Annotated in this window: 12 protein-coding genes; 7 read left to right on the forward strand and 5 right to left on the reverse strand. The window is 60.2% G+C overall.

Going from position 1 to position 16,817, the window contains the following annotated elements; all coding sequences use genetic code 11:
* The first annotated feature begins 153 nt into the window (after positions 1 to 153).
* Positions 154 to 1,266 (forward strand): 3-isopropylmalate dehydrogenase, encoded by a 1,113-nt coding sequence (leuB, locus tag EV561_RS14010; RefSeq protein WP_132522413.1) that lies wholly within the window; start codon positions 154 to 156, stop codon positions 1,264 to 1,266.
* Positions 1,267 to 1,475: 209 nt separating this feature from the next.
* Positions 1,476 to 2,264 (forward strand): phosphatase PAP2 family protein, encoded by a 789-nt coding sequence (locus tag EV561_RS14015; RefSeq protein ID WP_245512662.1) that lies wholly within the window; start codon positions 1,476 to 1,478, stop codon positions 2,262 to 2,264.
* Here the strand turns inward: EV561_RS14015 and EV561_RS14020 are convergent.
* Together EV561_RS14020 and EV561_RS14025 are read right to left on the reverse strand one after the other, a co-directional pair.
* Positions 2,194 to 3,579: an MFS transporter gene (locus EV561_RS14020; RefSeq protein ID WP_348633733.1), complete on the reverse strand. Its 1,386-nt coding sequence runs from the start codon at positions 3,577 to 3,579 to the stop codon at positions 2,194 to 2,196. The two genes, EV561_RS14015 and EV561_RS14020, sit on opposite strands and share 71 nt — an antisense overlap.
* A gap of 37 nt (positions 3,580 to 3,616) precedes the next feature.
* Positions 3,617 to 8,404, reverse strand: coding sequence for an NAD-glutamate dehydrogenase (locus EV561_RS14025; RefSeq protein ID WP_132522417.1), 4,788 nt, complete (start codon positions 8,402 to 8,404; stop codon positions 3,617 to 3,619).
* 272 nt (positions 8,405 to 8,676) lie between these two features.
* Between EV561_RS14025 and pdxY the strand changes: the two genes are divergently transcribed.
* The 3 genes from pdxY to EV561_RS14040 all read left to right on the forward strand — a co-directional run bounded on the left by pdxY (position 8,677) and on the right by EV561_RS14040 (position 11,952).
* Positions 8,677 to 9,552, forward strand: a complete 876-nt coding sequence (gene pdxY, locus EV561_RS14030) for a pyridoxal kinase PdxY (protein ID WP_132522419.1) — start codon at positions 8,677 to 8,679, stop codon at positions 9,550 to 9,552.
* 65 nt (positions 9,553 to 9,617) lie between these two features.
* A complete protein-coding gene (locus EV561_RS14035; protein ID WP_132522632.1) occupies positions 9,618 to 10,259 on the forward strand; it encodes a carbonic anhydrase in 642 nt (213 codons plus the stop codon).
* A 91-nt stretch (positions 10,260 to 10,350) separates the two neighbouring features.
* A complete protein-coding gene (locus EV561_RS14040) occupies positions 10,351 to 11,952 on the forward strand; it encodes a GGDEF domain-containing protein (RefSeq protein ID WP_132522421.1) in 1,602 nt (533 codons plus the stop codon).
* A 112-nt stretch (positions 11,953 to 12,064) separates the two neighbouring features.
* On the opposite strand, the gene EV561_RS14045 is transcribed toward EV561_RS14040, so the two are convergent.
* Both EV561_RS14045 and EV561_RS14050 read right to left on the reverse strand, forming a co-directional pair.
* Positions 12,065 to 12,883 carry a lytic murein transglycosylase gene (locus EV561_RS14045; protein ID WP_132522423.1) on the reverse strand — a complete coding sequence of 273 codons (819 nt, stop codon included), beginning with the start codon at positions 12,881 to 12,883 and terminating at the stop codon, positions 12,065 to 12,067.
* A 222-nt stretch (positions 12,884 to 13,105) separates the two neighbouring features.
* Positions 13,106 to 14,140: an aspartate-semialdehyde dehydrogenase gene (locus EV561_RS14050; RefSeq protein ID WP_132522425.1), complete on the reverse strand. Its 1,035-nt coding sequence runs from the start codon at positions 14,138 to 14,140 to the stop codon at positions 13,106 to 13,108.
* Positions 14,141 to 14,598: 458 nt separating this feature from the next.
* Here EV561_RS14050 and EV561_RS14055 point away from each other — a divergent pair, with 458 nt between their 5' ends.
* Complete coding sequence (locus tag EV561_RS14055; RefSeq protein ID WP_132522427.1) at positions 14,599 to 14,928, forward strand: hypothetical protein; 330 nt, start codon at positions 14,599 to 14,601, stop codon at positions 14,926 to 14,928.
* 105 nt (positions 14,929 to 15,033) lie between these two features.
* Here the strand turns inward: EV561_RS14055 and EV561_RS14060 are convergent, their stop codons facing one another.
* Entirely contained in the window at positions 15,034 to 16,068 is a 1,035-nt protein-coding gene (locus tag EV561_RS14060; RefSeq protein ID WP_132522429.1) for a glutamine synthetase beta-grasp domain-containing protein, read from the reverse strand.
* 422 nt (positions 16,069 to 16,490) lie between these two features.
* Between EV561_RS14060 and EV561_RS14065 the strand changes: the two genes are divergently transcribed.
* The gene (locus EV561_RS14065) at positions 16,491 to 16,703 is read left to right on the forward strand and encodes a DUF2735 domain-containing protein (RefSeq protein ID WP_245512663.1); all 213 of its coding nucleotides are present in this window, start codon (positions 16,491 to 16,493) and stop codon (positions 16,701 to 16,703) included.
* The last annotated feature ends 114 nt before the right edge of the window (positions 16,704 to 16,817 follow it).

Here is a 16,817-nt window from a genome sequence, read left to right on the forward strand (position 1 = left end):
TTAGCCGTACAAGCTTGCCTCATAACATGCACCTAGCGGCAAGAGGCCTCAACGCGCCCGCAAACCGTACCGTTTCGGCCCGTTGCTTGCTTGAAAAGCCTCCATCGCGGGTCTAATAACCCGCTACCAATTTCTTTTGCGGAGGCTTTTCCCATGACAGTGCGCAATCTCTTCCTCCTGCCCGGCGACGGCATCGGCCCCGAGGCCATGGGCGAAGTCCGCAAGATCATCGCCTATCTCAACGAGGCGAAGGGCACCGGCTTCGTTCTCGACGAAGGCCTCGTCGGCGGCTGCGCCTATGATGCGCACGGCGCTGCCATCTCCGAAGCTGATATGGCGAAGGCCATGGCAGCCGATGCGGTTCTCTTCGGCGCCGTCGGCGGCCCGAAGTGGGATAGCGTTCCTTACGAGGTTCGCCCGGAAGCCGGCCTGCTGCGCCTGCGCAAGGACATGCAGCTCTTCGCAAACCTGCGCCCGGCCATCTGCTATCCGGCGCTCGCCTCCGCCTCCTCGCTGAAGCCGGAGCTGGTCGAAGGCCTCGACATCCTCATCATCCGCGAACTGACCGGCGGCGTCTATTTCGGCGAGCCGAAGGAGATCATCGATCTCGGCAACGGCCAGAAGCGCGGCATCGACACGCAGGTCTATGACACCTACGAAATCGAGCGCATCGCCGGCGTCGCCTTCGAGATGGCCCGTACGCGTCAGAACCGCGTCTGCTCGATGGAAAAGCGCAACGTCATGAAGTCTGGCGTCCTCTGGAACCAGGTCGTGACCGCGACGCACAAGGAAAAATATTCGGACGTTCAGCTCGAGCATATGCTGGCCGATGCCGGCGGCATGCAGCTGGTCCGCCAGCCGAAACAGTTCGACGTCATCGTGACCGACAACCTGTTCGGCGATATGCTCTCGGACGTCGCGGCGATGCTCACGGGCTCGCTCGGCATGCTGCCCTCGGCCTCGCTCGGCGCCCCCGACGGCAAGACCGGCAAGCGCAAGGCGCTCTATGAGCCGGTCCACGGCTCTGCCCCTGATATTGCCGGCCAGGGCATCGCCAACCCGATCGCCATGATCGCCTCCTTCGCCATGTGCCTGCGCTACTCCTTCAACCTCGTTGCCGAGGCCGATGCGCTGGAAAAGGCGATCGCTAACGTTCTCGACCAAGGCATCCGCACCGGCGACATCATGTCGGAAGGCGCCCGCAAGGTCGGCACGACGGAAATGGGCGACGCGATCCTCGCCGAATTCAAGGTTCTCGCTGCCTGATTTTGGCCGCCTGATATATTTCACGTGAAACATTCTGGGCTATGCATCCTGTCGCATAGCCTGGATTACAGTCCGAAACGCCCGTTCCGATCCCCGGTGCGGGCGTTTTCGTTGATCTTCCCGCCAGTGTCTCCTATCTCCGCCATATGGACGCAGAAAGCACCAGCATTCCCCCCACAAGAAAGAAGATCCCTTTCCGGCAGGCCCTGTTGCGCCGCTATGCCGTCCGCCGCACCCTGCGCCGGCCGATCCCCTGGATCGTCTACACGCTCAGCGCCATCAACATCGTGGCAATCGCCCTCTTCATCCTCGATGCGCCGCTCGGGCAGGGCGCAAAGACCCTTCCGCCGCATCTGATAGCACTTGCAAATGCCGTGACCGATCTCGGGCGACTCGTCTGGGTGCTGGTCATGGTGAGCGCCGTTCTAGCCGCAAGCGTCTTTGCCGCGGCACGACTTTCCGACGGCCGCCGTCGCTTTCGGCTGAGCTATGTCGAGCGGGTGGCGGCCTATGTCGCCATGTCAGTGCTGTCGGCGAGCATATCAGTCCATATCCTGAAATATGCGATCGGCCGCGCCCGGCCGCTGGTCTACGACCAATACGGCATTTTCAGCCTTCACCCCTTCAATGGTGATTTCCTGTTCCAGAGCTTTCCCTCGGCGCACTCGGCACACGTGGGAGCGCTCTTTGCAGCGCTTGCACTGCTTTTCCCGCGTCTCAGGGCGCTCTTCATCGGCCTGGCTTTGTGGCTTGCGGCAACAAGGGTCATCATCGGGGTGCACTATCCGAGCGACGTCATTGCCGGACTGGCCCTCGGCTTCTGGTTCGGCTATGCGACGGCGATCGTCTTTTCCCGCTTCGGCCTGGTCTTTTCCCTAGGCCTTGCGGGCTGGCCTGTCCCGCGCCTCAGGCATCCGGGCCGGATATTCAGAGCGCCTTATCGGCCGGGTAGGGCGTCGGAAGCAGCAGCAAAAGACCGCCCGCCAGAAACAGGATGAGCGTCGCCATCCCGAGCCTTGCAGACCCGCTCCAATAGGTGACGAGCGAGAAGAACAGCGTCGCCATGAAGCTGGTGGCGCGGCCGGACAGCGCATAGATGCCAAAATAACGACCGGCCTCATCGAGGCTGACGCTGCGCGCCAGATAGGATCGCGACGAGGCTTGCACGGGCCCGAAGGCAAGGCCGACCAGAAGCCCGTAGAGGATATAGGCCTTTTCTGCCGCGGTTCCGAAAAGACCGCCGGAATCCGCAGTCGAAAGCGGCACCAGACCGAACAGCGTGAAGCCGGGGCCAGTCGAGATGATGCCGACCGCTGCAACGGTCAGCATGACAAGGCTGATGACGACAGTCGTCTTGGAACCGAGATGGCGGTCGACGCGTCCGGCGATCAGGCAACCGAAGATCGCGACCACATTGAGTATGATCCCGTAAATGCCGATCTCTATCGTCGCCCAGCCGAACATGCCGGCCGCGAATGTCCCGCCGAGGATCAGCAGACCGTTGACCCCATCCTGATAGATCATCCGCGCAATCAGAAAGCGGCTGATGCCGTGGCGGCGCCTGAGTTCGCCAAGCGTTGCCCTGAGCTCGTGGAGGCCGGAGCGTACGGCGGCGCCAAACGGCTTTCCGCGCGGCGCATCCGGCGTGAAGAAGAACATCGGCAGCACGAACAGGAAATACCATACGGCGGAGATCGGGCCGGTGATGCGCGCATCCTCGCCGAGATTGGCATCGAGCCCGAAGAGGGGCGTCAGCCCGAGGATAGTCTTGCCTGTCTGCGGATTGCCCGCGAGCAATGCCACGACAGCAATCAGCACGATCATGCCGCCGAGGTAGCCGAGCCCCCAGGCCGTATTGGAAAGCCGGCCCACATCATCCTTGGGCACGAGCCGCGGCATCATGGAATCGTTGAAGACGATCGAGAACTCAGCCGCGATCGAGGCAAGGATCATGAAAATGACGGGATAGATGACCGGCGAGCCGGGTGCCGCACCCCAGAGCGCAAAAAGGCTTGCGATCTTGATAACGGCAAAGAAGCCGATCCAGGGTTTTCTTGCACCCGATTGATCGGCGATCGAACCGAGGACGGGAGAGAGCACGGCGATGATGACCGAGGAGATGGTCGCCATGTTGCTCCATGTCGTCTGCGCCGAAACGGGGTCCGCCGTCAGCCGCGACACGAAATAGGGCCCGAAGATGAAGGTGGTGACGACAGTGAAGAACGGCTGCGCCGCCCAGTCGAAAAACATCCAGCCCCAGATGCCACGCGCCGGCACTTTTGCCGACGCTTCCTTCCCGATATCGATGGTCACCAAATCCCGCCCTCAAGCATGAGCCGCGCGGACCATGTCACCTCGCCCGGTCGCGCGCAAGATCGGTGAGCAGGCCGGCGGCAACGGTGATCCGCGCAAGATTGGGGTCGCCGCTCTCGCTGAGGCCGGAGAGCTCCTCGATGATGCGGTTGATGCGGATACGGTCTTCCGCATGCCAGGCGAGCACCGGCTGCTTCTCTTTCGGATGGTTGCTGAGCGCCGAGATGACGATATCGCGGCGGGCGCTGGCGATCTGGTCGATGCTGCGCGCAAGCGCCAGGCTTTCGTAATGATCGCCGGTGACGATGCGGCTACCGGACACCAGAAGCCGGCCGACGCGGAATGTCTGCGACACCGTGAAATAGCTCTCCGCCGCCCGGGCCAGATTGTCCCCGGTGCTTTCGGCGATCTGCATGATCTCGGGCACGAGGGCGAGCGTGTAGATGGCGGATATCTCGGCAGCAAGCGTCTCGGGGAAACCGTTGGCCTGATAATCCGCCTGACGGGCCGCGATCTCGTTGGCAAATTCCGCCGGGATATTGGCAAGGAAGAGCGGCCGCAGCTTCTTCAGCGCCGTCTGCAGCCGGCTAATGGTTTCTTCCATCGCGCCCTTCGCCATGCCTGTCTTCAGGATAAGGCGAGTGAGGATCGTGTAGATCTGGCTGAGCTCGCCATAGGCGCGGTTCTGCACCTGGCCGGGCACAGTGCCGTCGAGCGCGTCCAGTTCTGCCCAGAGCCGGTTGAGGTCGAAGCCGTCACGAGCGAGAACGGTCGCCTTGACGACTTCGGCAGCCGATGCGGCGGTCGCATCCATCATGGCGACGGCAAAGCCGGGGCCGCCGCGATTGATCGCCTCATTGGCCAGCGCCGTTGCGATGATCTCGCGGCGCAGGCGATGGCCGTTGATATCTGCCGCATGGCTGCGCTGCATCTTGACCGGGAAGTAGTCGGAGAGCGTGTCAGCGAAATAGGGATCGTCGGGCAACTCGCTTGCGGCGAGTGCATCGAAGAGCACGATCTTGGCGTAGGAGAGCAGCACGCCGATCTCGGGGCGAGTCAGCGGCCGATTGTTGGCATAGCGCTCGGTAAAGGTCTGGTCGTCGGGCAGCGTCTCGACCTTGCGGTTCAGCTGCTTGGCGCCCTCGAGCACGCTCATGAAGCGGGAAAGCTCCAGCCCGTTGGCCGTCCCCTTGCGCTCCGTCAGCGAAATCGCGAGCGATTGCAGGTAGTTGTTGCGAAGCACCAGCTTGGCGACCTCATCCGTCATCGAGGCAAGCAGCTGGTCGCGCTTGGCGCGCGTCAGCCGGCCGTCATGCATGGCGGATGCCAGCGCGATCTTGATGTTGACCTCGACGTCGGATGTGTTGACGCCGGCGGAATTGTCGATCGCGTCGGAATTGCAGCGGCCACCCTTGAGGCCATAGGCAATGCGGCCCTTCTGCGTCACGCCGAGATTGGCGCCTTCGCCGATCACCTTGGCCCGGACATCGTCTGCCGTAATGCGGATCGGATCGTTCGTGCGGTCGCCCACATCGGAATCGGTCTCAACCGCCGCCTTTACATAGGTGCCGATGCCGCCGAACCAGAGAAGATCGACGGGAGCCTTTAGGATCGCCGTCATGATCTCGAAGGGCGTTGCGACCTTCTTGCCGATATCGATTGCGGCCGCCGCTTCCGGCGTCAGCGTGACGGACTTGGCGGAGCGCGGGATAATCATTGCGCCTTCGGAAAGGACGCTCTTGTCGAAATCCTGCCAGCTCGAGCGCGGCAGGTCGAAGAGCCGCTGACGCTCGGCGAGCGTCTTCTCCATGTCCGGATTGGGATCGATGAAGATATCCCTGTGGTCGAAGGCGGCGATCAGCCGGATCTTCGGCGACAGCAGCATGCCGTTGCCGAAAACGTCGCCCGACATGTCGCCGACGCCGACGACATTGAAGGACGTCGTCTGGATGTCGATATCCATTTCGCGGAAATGGCGCTTCACCGTTTCCCAGGCGCCACGGGCCGTGATGCCCATTTTCTTGTGATCATAGCCGGCAGAGCCGCCCGAGGCGAAGGCATCGTCCAGCCAGAATCCGGCTTCCTGAGCCAGCGCGTTGGCGGTATCCGAGAAGGTCGCCGTGCCCTTGTCGGCGGCAACGACGAAATAGGGGTCGTCGCCATCAATTCGCACCGTATCCGGCGGCGCGACGATGTCGGTACCGGAAATATTGTCGGTGATCGACAGCAGCGTGCGGATATAGGTCTTGTAGGCTTCGCGACCTGTGTTGAAAATCTCGTCGCGCGTGCCTCCGACAGGCAGCTTCTTCGGATAGAAGCCACCCTTGGCACCAACAGGCACGATAACGGCGTTCTTGACCTGCTGCGCCTTGACGAGGCCAAGCACTTCCGTGCGGTAGTCCTCGGCGCGGTCCGACCAGCGCAATCCGCCGCGGGCGACCTTGCCGAAGCGCAGGTGCACGCCCTCGACCTCGACGCCATAGACGAAGATTTCGCGGAAGGGCCGCGGCTCCGGCAATCCGTCGAGCAACTTCGGATCGAGCTTGATGGCAAACATCGCCTTCGGCATGCCATCCGGATCTTTCTGGAAATAGTTGGTGCGTAGCGTCGCATCCACGGCATTGACGTAGCGCCGCAGGATCTGGTCGTCGTCGAGGCTCGGAACATTCACAAGCTCCGCCTCGATCGCCTGATGGAGATCGGCGAGCTTCTTCAGGCGGCTCTTCTCACCCAGCTTCGGATCGAGCGTGTCGCGGAAAAGCCGGAAGATCGAAGCGGCGATCGAGGGATATTTGTCGAGCGTCGTCGCGATGTAGTCCTGTGAATAGGCGATGCCGGCCTGCCGGAGATAACGCGCATAGGCACGAAGAACGTTGACCTCGCGGGACAAAAGGCCTGCCGAAATGATGAGGCGATTGAAGCCGTCATTGTCAATCGTGCCGGCGAAGGCCGACAGGAAGGCCTCTTCCAGCGCTGATCCGTGCTTGTCGAGATCGATGGCGGCGCCATTACGAGCCTCGAGTTCCATATCATGCAGGACGATGGAGCTTGTCCGTCCACCCTTGTCAGTCACGTCGATATCGAAGGTCCGCTCGGCGAGAACGTTGAAGCCGAGGTTTTCGAGAAGCGGTACGCGGCGCGAGAGCGCCAGATTGCCGTGCCCATGAAAGATTTTCAGCGAAAGAATATCAATCTCGTCCGTCGTGCGCACATAGAAGGCAATGCGGATCGGCTCCTTGCCTGACGTCGCAACAATATCGGGAAGGTCGGCAACCGCCTCTTCCGGCGTGAACGCTTCCTTGAACGCCTGGCTCACGGCAATACGAGGCGCCTTGGGCCCGGCCAGCATCTCGAAGCGGTCGCTCCAGCGCGCGGTAATCGCGCGGACCACTTCCTCCAACTTCGCCTGCGGGATGCGGGGAGTCTTGCCGAAGGAACGGCCGATGATGAAGTGGACACGGGCGACACCGCCTTCCGGGAAGGCCGGATAGTAAGCCGAAACGCGACCGTCGTAGATAGTTTTCAGATAGTTGCCGATCCGCTCGCGGACGATGGAATCATATTCCTCGCGCGGGACATAGACGATGACGGAAACGAAGCGATCGAACCGGTCGATGCGCGGCAGGACGCGCACGCGCGGCCGCTCGGTCAAATCGTTGATCTGCTCGCAGAAGCCGGCAAGCAAGGTGGTGTCGATCTGGAAAAGATCGTCGCGCGGATAGGATTCCAGCGTGTTGGCCAGCATACGCCCGGAATGGCCCGCCGGATCGAAGCCGAAATGATCGGTGATCTTCTCGACCTTGGCCCGCAGCAGCGGAATGTCGGAAGCCGCACTGCTATAGGCGGTCGAGGTGAAGAGGCCGACGATGCGCAGTTCGCCGACGACATTGCCGTTGCCGTCGAAGCGCTTGACGCCGACATAGTCCATATAGGCGCGGCGATGAACGATGGACTTCACATTGGCCTTGGTGACGATCAGGAAATCGGGACCATCGAGGAAGGCGAGAATTTCCGGCGTGGTGGTAACGGCATCCTTGCCCTGGCGCAGCACGCGAACATCGGGATTGGAGAGAATGCCGAGCCCTGCACCCTTGTCGCGCTCGACCTTCGCATCGGCGCCACGGCCCGAATAGACATATTCGCGCATGCCGAGGAAGGTGAAATTGCCGTCGCGCAGCCATGCAAGGAAGGCCAGCGCCTCATCGCGATCTGCCTTGCGGCGCCCGGCATCATGAGCCGATAGTTCCTCGATGACCGTATCGAGCTTGGCGAGCATCGGCTTCCAGTCGGAGACGGTCATGTGCGTCTGTTCAAGCACGGTCTCTATGCGCTTCACGAGTTCCGCTGCCTGCCCCGCACCGAGGGGAGCGAGATGCAATTGTATGTGGCTGACACGCCGCGCGGGATCGCTGGGAACTTCGGCCGAGAAGAGCGTCGGTTGCTTGCCGTCTTCGATGACCAGGATCGGATGGACGGCCATATGGAGATCGCGATAGGTGCTCGTGACCTCGCCCATGATGGATTCGTAAAGGAACGGCATGTTGCGGTCGGTAATCGACAGGATTGAGACGGCAATTCCTTGAGGTTCGATATTGGGAACGGTCTCGACGGTCACACGCGGGGCATCGCCGCTCCAGGCAGCCAGTTCGCGTGCCGCATGGACGGCTGCAAGCGCCAGCATTTCCGGCGTATAACGCTCCATGTCGTCATTGCTGGCCCGGCTAAAGAGGATCGCCGGATCGAGGTGATTGTCCCCCGTAGCCGCAGCAATCTTGCGCGCAGCCTCGATCTGTTTTTCCCGCTTTGGGTTGTTTCTGGCACCCATCGAATCCTCCCGGATATAAAATTTTTGCTCAGGCTAGCAGAAGGTTGATTGAAACACTTGCAAAGAATCTAAGGCATCTTGTCGCCGGTCAAAATGGATCGAATCTTACGAAATCTCCGAATTAGTATGCGATTTCTATCCATACTTTGTGAAAAGAAGAAAGATTGGACACGGCTTTGATCCAATGAGGTTTTCATGGCTTCATGAAGCACTGTTGACAGCCGGGCGGCAAAGATATCATCAACGGCCATTGCAAATCGGAAGAACGTGTCATGTCGGAAATTGCGGCGGGAGCCATCATCGTCATCTCCAGCCATGTCGTCAGAGGATCGGTCGGCAACCGGTCAGCCGTCTTTGCCCTTGAGACGCTTGGCCATCCCGTCTGGGCATTCCCGACCATCGTGCTTCCCTGGCATCCGGGCCATGGCAAGTCGACGCGCCTGACCTTCCCGGAAGCCGATTTCGACCAGGCGATCGACGATATCATCTCGGCGCGCTGGCTGCCCGAAGTCAGGGGGGTTCTGTCAGGTTATTTCGCCAATGCCGCGCAGGCACGCTCGGTCGCAAGACTGGTGACGGCGATGCGGGAGAAGAATCCTGATATCTTCTACGCATGCGACCCTGTCATCGGCGACAAGGGCGGCCTCTATGTCGCCGAACAGACGGCTGAGGCCGTCCGCGACCATCTGATCCCGCTCGCCTCGCTGGCAACACCCAATCGCTACGAACTCGCCTGGCTGGCCGGCGCGCCGCTCGACGACAACAATTCAGTGATGGAAGCCGCCCTGGCGCTTGGCCCGTCGCGCATGCTCGTCACCTCGGCTGTGCCGATGATGACGGGAGGCATCGGCAACCTCTATCTCAGCGGCAAGAATGCCCTCTTGGCGGAGCATCGCGCCATCGAAAATGCACCGAATGGCCTCGGCGACCTTCTCTCGGCCGTGTTCCTGTCCCGGCTGCTTTCCGGCAACGACGAGGAGAAGGCGCTACAGCTGGCGACGGCGAGCGTCTACGAGGTTCTGGCAAGGGCGGTGAAGCGCGGCAGCGACGAGCTGACCCTGGCAGCCGACTCCTCCAGCCTGTCGACGCCGATGGCGATGGTACAGATGCGCAGGCTCCTGCACCCGGCCCAACGGCGAAGAACCTGATCTTGCCAGAGTCATTTTGCGCTGCAGCAGTTGATATTGCAGGCAGGGCGCTGTAATCGAAAATGATGCAGCGTTTTCCTTCTTATCTTTTGAACGGTTATCGCAACTTCATGAGCGGGCGCTATGAGCGCGAACGCTACCGCAGCCTTGCGGAAGAAGGTCAGAGCCCGAAGACCCTCGTGATTGCCTGTTCGGACTCCCGTTCGGCGCCGGAGACCATCTTCGACGCAGGCCCCGGCGAACTCTTCGTCATCCGCAACGTCGCCAACATGGTTCCGCCCTACCAGCCGGACGGCCATTTCCATTCGACGTCCGCCGCACTCGAATTCGCGGTGCTGGCGCTGAAGGTGACCGATATCGTCGTCATGGGCCACGGCCGCTGCGGCGGCATCAAGGCGGCGCTTGATCCCGATGCCGAGCCGCTGTCGCCCGGCGATTTCATCGGTCGCTGGATGTCGCTGGTCAAGCCCGCCGCCGAGCAGATCCAGAGCAACGACGTCATGACGGCTGCCGAGCGCCAGACGGCGCTGGAGCGCGTCTCGATCCGCAATTCGCTCAACAATCTTCGCAGCTTTCCCGACATCGAAAAGCTCGAGAAAGAAGGCGCGCTGCAGCTTCACGGCGCCTGGTTCGATATTTCGACGGGCGAACTTTGGGTCATGGAGCCCGATACAGGCGATTTCATCCGACCTGACCTGCCCGTTTAGGGCTTGTTTAAGAGAATTTTTATATTTTGCCGAACGGATAGTCTCCGCATGACGTTGCGGAAGGGACCATTTCTGTCGGCAAGGGCTCTGGATGAATTTTGAAACCATCAAGAAAGTCGTTCTCGCAGCGATCGTGCTGCCGTTCATTTTCATGATGGCGGAAGGGCTGCTGCTCATCCATTCCTCCTACGAACAATTCGTCGAACTGAAGAACGACCGGGAAATCGCCGATCTTCTGGCCCAGGCCGGTGCCATCGCCTCGACTGAGATCATCAACGAGATGGACGCGACGCAGCGCTTCCTTGAATCACCCGACGCACAAACCCAGTCGGCGATGCAGAACGCACGCACGACGCTGGACAACGGACGCAGGAAATTCTTCACGCGTCTGCCGTTGGGCGATCAGCGGAATCCCGGATTGAAGAACGAGCTGTCGCAGCTGAAGATGGCCTATAGCCGCATCATAGGATTGCGCGCCGCCGTCGATGCCGGACGCTACGGCAAAGCGTCCGATGTCGAATATATCTACCGCCGGGCGGCCCTCAAACAGCTCGGCATTGGCGGTTCGCTCTCCGCACGCATCCATGACCCCGTGCTTCTGAGGAAATCCGGCGACCTCCTCAGCATGTTGCTGACCTACCACGGCGAGATGGTGGTCAATGCCCTCGGTACCCGCTATCTGGCGCAATCGGAATTTTCCGCCACGTCCCATGACCAGCTGGTCCAGGGCGATATCCTGCGCCGCTCCGGAATGGATCGTCTGCAGTTTAGGACATCATCGGCGGTCATCCGCGACGTGCTGCGGTTCCTGCGCCAGCCCGACCAGCAGGCAGCCGAGATCTTCACGCACGCGATCCTGACGGGCGCCCTGAAGCCGACGCTCGGCCTGCGCGACAGCTGGATCATGACCCAGCAGACGCGCCTGTCCTTCCTTCGTAGCAAGATCATGCTGCTGACCGACAATCTGCGGACGACGGGACAGACGCTGTCGGCGCGGTCCGACCGCCACATGATGGCTGTTGTCGGCCTCTCGCTCGCGCTCCTCATCCTGGTCGCGATCATCGCCGGGCTCGCAGCCAAGGGTATAAATCTGGTAGACAGGCTGACCCGCGAGCGCGAGACGCTGGTCCGCGAACTGCGCGATGCCGCGCAGACGGACCTGCTGACCGGCCTCTACAATCGCCGCGGCTTTGAATTTGCCGCCAAGGCGCTGGTGACCCAGGCGACAAGCAGATCGCGCTGGTTTTCGGTGGTACTGTTCGACCTCGACCACTTCAAGCGGATCAACGACGTCCACGGCCATGACGCGGGCGACATCGTCCTCAGGCAGGTCGCCGATATCGCCAAGCAGAATTTCCGCGGCTTCGATCTGCTGGTCCGGCATGGCGGCGAAGAATTCATGGCATTCCTGCCGGACTGCACGCCTGAGGTAGCCGCAAGCGTCGCCGAAAGGGTACGGGAAGCGGTCGAGGCAGCCTCGTTCAATCTGCCGAGCGGCGAAGAGCTGAAAGTAACCGCAAGCTTCGGCTGCGCCGGCCGCACGCATTCCGCGGCATCGGTCAATTTCGAAGATCTCGTCAAACGGGCCGATCTCGCCCTCTACGCCGCAAAGGCAGCGGGCCGAAACCGGGTTTCCAGCGGCAGCGTACAATCCGCATCGCCGGAAGCAGGCCGCCGCTCGCGGCCGGCCTGACGACCCAGAGCAATTCCAGCAAAAGCGTCACAGGGTTTTGCGTCCGGAATTGCGTCAAATCAAAGAGATGACGCGCTTCCGCTATCCGAAGAAAAGCGGAAGGGCTGTAGCCTTAGCGACCGTCGATCTGCTGGCCGATATAGGCGAGGGCCTGCTGGTAGACCATGGCGTCATTCCAGCCGGCGATCGCGGCGAAGTTGGGCTCGCCCTGCTGATAGCCGGCTCCGGGGCGCCACCCGTGTCCCCGCAGGAAATTCCCCGTGGAGGCCAGTGCGTCGGCCTTGGAGCCGACAAGATCCACTCGACCATCGCCGTCGGCATCGACGCCGAAATTGACGACGTTGCGCGGCATGAACTGGGTCTGGCCGATCTCGCCATGCGTCGCGCCACGGGCGTTGGGGCTGAGGTAGCCTTCGCCGACGAGCTGCAGGGCTGCATAGAGCTGATCGGTGAAATAGGGAGAGCGGCGGCAGTCATAGGCCAGCGTCGCAACGGACGATATCGTCGGCTGGTTGCCCATAAAGCCACCGAAGCCAGTCTCCATGCCCCAGATCGCGATGATCGGGCCGGCGGGAACGCCGTATTTTCGCTCGATCATGGCAAACAAGGCTGCGTTGGCGCGCTTGTACTCGCGGCCACGGTTGATAACCGCCTGACCGCCGCGCTTCTTCATGAATTCGTCGAAGGACAGCTTGAAGCTCTTCTGGCCGCGATCGGCGCGGATGGTCGGAACGTTGTAATGGACATCGGCAAAGGCGCGATCGAGAACCGAACGGCTGACACCCTGGCCTGCTGCCTCCTGCTTGAACTGCTCGACCCAGGCCGGAAAGCCGGCCGGACCGTTACCGCATTGGGCGGCGTTCGCTGCGACGGGCGCCGCAAGCAGCAACACCCCTGCAAGAGCCGACCATCCAGACTTCACCATACGCATCCACGTCCCCATATCTTTGTCTAACCTCCCCGGACCATGCCAGCCGGAGGCAATTATGTCATCATCACGTTTCAGCTACCGCGCATTTGCACCCGACGTGAAACACGAAGGCAACAACGGCATCCAAAAACCCCGCTGCTTCAAAACGAAACAACGGGGCTTTTATAAGGTAATGGTTTATAAACCGTATTTGTCGGACAACTCGGCGCCGATCCGAGGCGTTTAGGCGGCCTGCTTGCGCGGCTTGATCAGGCCACGATTGACCAGCAATTCAGCGATCTGGATTGCGTTCAATGCAGCACCCTTGCGCAGATTATCCGAAACCACCCAGATGTTCAGGCCGTTTTCGACCGTCGCATCCTCGCGGATACGCGAGATGTATGTGGCATCCTCGCCGGCGGATTCGTAAGGCGTGATGTAGCCGCCGTTCTCGCGCTTGTCGATGACAAGGCAGCCCGGCGCTTCGCGCAGGATGTCGCGAGCCTGGTCGGCCGTGATCTCGTTTTCGAACTCGATGTTGACCGATTCCGAATGGCCGATGAAGACGGGAACACGCACGGCCGTGCAGGTGACCTTGATCTTCGGATCAAGCATCTTCTTGGTCTCGGCCAGTACCTTCCATTCTTCCTTGGTGTAGCCGTCTTCCATGAAGCTATCGATATGCGGGATCACGTTGAAGGCGATGCGCTTGGTGAACTTCTTGTTCTCGATCGGATCGGCAACAAAGACGGCGCGCGTCTGGTTGAACAGCTCGTCCATGCCTTCCTTGCCGGCACCCGAAACAGACTGGTAGGTCGAGACGACGACGCGCTTGATCTTGGCGAAATCATGCAGCGGCTTTAGTGCGACCACGAGCTGGGCGGTCGAGCAATTCGGGTTGGCAATGATGTTGCGCTTGGTGAACTGTGTGACGGCATCCGGGTTCACTTCCGGAACGATCAGCGGCACGTCTTGGTCGTAGCGCCAGGCTGAGGAATTGTCGATGACGACGCAGCCCTGCGCGCCGATCTTCGGCGACCACTTCTTGGAAACCTCGCCGCCGGCCGACATCAGGCAGATATCGGTGTCGGAGAAATCATAATTCTCCAGGTTGGCGACCTTCAGCGTCCGGTCGCCATAGGAGACTTCAACGCCCTGCGAGCGGGAGGAGGCGAGCGCCACCACTTCGTCGACGGGAAATCCGCGCTCGACGAGGATATTGAGCATTTCGCGGCCGACATTCCCGGTCGCTCCCGCAATTGCAACTTTGAAACCCATTCTAAAGCTCTCTTTCTCTTCTCTCCTCTTGTCGGTGAGGGGGAAAGGCGCGACAAGATCGCGTCTTCCTGTCCCCAGCCGAGCCGGGGAGAGAGCGGCAGGCCAGAGACGTCAGACGGTTTTCGTCGTCGTTTTGGCCTTGGTTTTGGAGGAAACCGAAAAACAGAAATTCCCCCGGGCAGAATATGCCGGGTGATCGCTCATGCCGATCTGTTCGAAGCGAACCATGGAACGTCTTCCTTTTCCGGCGTTGGTATTCATTTTTTTTGGAAAAGAGTCAAGGGAGACCCTTTGCCTCTTGCCCGTCGCAGGAAGGGATTCGGCGAATCGATATCGTCGAAAAACACTCAGGTCCGCGCCTCGACAGCCAAGGGCTGTGGGAACTAAAAGATCAAGCAGAATAGAGTTTTGTGCCGACATGCACCGATGACGACAATTGATTGGGCTGGAGAGGGTCCTTGGCCGAGATTTACGCAATGAACTTCCCATTGGCACTGCTCGGACGATGGGGGTCAGACGCTGGTGAGGATGACGCGCGTTCTGAATATCACGTGTCTATCGAGAACGGTCGCCTGACAGTCATGGGTAGGGACTGCGTGGACCACGAACCATTCATTATCTCGAATATTACTTACGATCGGAATCGCGTTGAGTTTGACACCCTGATGCCCTCTACAGGGCGAGCGGGTCACCTGATCCTCGTCGACATCGGCGTTCCAGACGCCGCACAAATGAAATTTACATTTACCGATACGGCCATCGTGAAAAAGCTGATCGATAAAGCTTAGAAGCTTCCGGCAGTCGCTGGCACTAAGCCCAATTCAAAAGTGTCAGCTCTCCAAAAAATACGACGCAGGCAACGAGGCCTGCGTCGTGTGGTCAGTCTTGGGAAATCAGGCAGCAGCCGACTTTGCGGTCGGGACGGCAGCGATGGTCTTGAGGACCTGCGAAGCGATTTCGTAGGGGTTGCCTTGGCTGTTCGGACGACGGTCTTCGAGGTAGCCCTTGTAGCCATTGTTGACGAAGGAGTGCGGAACGCGGATCGAAGCTCCACGGTCGGCAACGCCGTAGGAGAACTTGTTCCACGGAGCCGTCTCGTGCTTGCCGGTCAGACGCAGGTGGTTGTCCGGGCCGTAGACGTTGATGTGGTCATGCAGGTTCTTTTCGAATTCAGCCATGAGGGCTTCGAAATATTCCTTGCCGCCGACTTCGCGCATGTAGGTCGTCGAGAAGTTGCAGTGCATGCCCGAGCCGTTCCAGTCGGTGTCGCCGAGCGGCTTGCAATGCCATTCGATGTCGATGCCGTACTTTTCGCAAAGGCGGAGCATCAGGTAGCGAGCCATCCAGACTTCGTCGGCAGCGCGCTTGGAGCCCTTGCCGAATACCTGGAATTCCCACTGACCCTTTGCCACTTCGGCATTGATGCCTTCGTGGTTGATGCCGGCGGCGAGGCAGATGTCGAGGTGCTTTTCAACGATTTCGCGGGCAACCGAGCCGACATTGCTATAGCCGACGCCGGTGTAGTACGGGCCCTGCGGAGCCGGATAGCCGGCTTCCGGGAAGCCGAGCGGACGACCGTCCTTGTAGAAGAAGTATTCCTGCTCGAAGCCGAACCAGGCGCCTTCGTCGTCGAGGATCGTGGCGCGCTTGTTCGACGGATGCGGCGTCTTGCCGTCGGGCATCATGACTTCGCACATGACGAGAACGCCGTTCTTGCGCTCGCTGTCCGGGAAGACGGCAACCGGCTTCAGTACGCAATCCGAGCTGCGGCCTTCGGCCTGCTCGGTCGACGAGCCGTCGAAGCCCCAGAGCGGGAGCTGTTCGAGCGTCGGGAAAGCGTCGAATTCCTTGATCTGCGTCTTGCCGCGGAGGCTCTGAACCGGGGTGTAACCATCGAGCCAGATGTACTCAAGCTTATACTTTGTCATTGCGTGTCTCTCATAACGTGTTGCTGCCGGGAGCGAGCAATCCTGATGTCTGGCCAGAAACCTGCGTCATCAGGGGCCGGAAAAGGAGAAGCATTTTGCGTGCCAATTGCAGACCACGATGCAAAAAATTCGCGGAGTAAAGCCGATTCCCGATCTGTTCATTCCGTGGGCATTAGCGGATTGTATTAGCATCCACCGAAACTTAAGCCATTTCTGAGACGTTAAGCTATCTGCCGAACAATGAATCGGATGCAGAAAAAAGAGGCAGAAACGGACCGAGAAGAATCGATCGTCGCCCTCTGAAACGCGGCATGCTCAGATTTCCGACAAATATTGCCGATATTTGCAGCATTTCGCGCAAACAAGATGCAGATCTGCTATATTCTCATCCCGGCGCTTCGGCGCCACACCAAGGAGGTGACATGATGACGACGCAGTTCCATCGCGAATCGGCGAAGATCTATCAGTTTCCGAAGAGGCCAATCCGTCAGAACGGACTTACGGCAAACGCCGCCCCGCCCGTCGAACTCGACCCCTCCGATATCTGCTATGCGGCGCTCGAGAACTGCTGGTATCACCAGGAGGCAATCCGCGAGGATGCAGAGCACGATCACAAGGGCAAGCCGCTGTCATAAGGACGCATTTGCTTCATTGACCTCGTAGCCCAAAATCCCTTTGCTTCGCCCGGATTTTCCCAAGAGGAGATTTGTCGGTGGGCTGGATTCCACAAACAACGGGAAGGCGCTTGC

This window comes from Rhizobium sp. BK376 (assembly GCF_004341625.1).
GTDB lineage: Bacteria > Pseudomonadota > Alphaproteobacteria > Rhizobiales > Rhizobiaceae > Rhizobium.

Bases quoted from the DNA above. Each gene is read 5' to 3' on its own strand.
- leuB (WP_132522413.1), top strand. From the start codon at position 154: ATGACAGTGCGCAATCTCTTCCTCCTGCCCGGCGACGGCATCGGCCCC.
- EV561_RS14025 (WP_132522417.1), bottom strand. From the start codon at position 8,404: ATGGGTGCCAGAAACAACCCAAAGCGGGAAAAACAGATCGAGGCTGCG.
- pdxY (WP_132522419.1), top strand. From the start codon at position 8,677: ATGTCGGAAATTGCGGCGGGAGCCATCATCGTCATCTCCAGCCATGTC.
- EV561_RS14035 (WP_132522632.1), top strand. From the start codon at position 9,618: ATGCAGCGTTTTCCTTCTTATCTTTTGAACGGTTATCGCAACTTCATG.
- EV561_RS14040 (WP_132522421.1), top strand. From the start codon at position 10,351: ATGAATTTTGAAACCATCAAGAAAGTCGTTCTCGCAGCGATCGTGCTG.
- EV561_RS14045 (WP_132522423.1), bottom strand. From the start codon at position 12,883: ATGCGTATGGTGAAGTCTGGATGGTCGGCTCTTGCAGGGGTGTTGCTG.
- EV561_RS14050 (WP_132522425.1), bottom strand. From the start codon at position 14,140: ATGGGTTTCAAAGTTGCAATTGCGGGAGCGACCGGGAATGTCGGCCGC.
- EV561_RS14060 (WP_132522429.1), bottom strand. From the start codon at position 16,068: ATGACAAAGTATAAGCTTGAGTACATCTGGCTCGATGGTTACACCCCG.
- EV561_RS14065 (WP_245512663.1), top strand. From the start codon at position 16,491: ATGATGACGACGCAGTTCCATCGCGAATCGGCGAAGATCTATCAGTTT.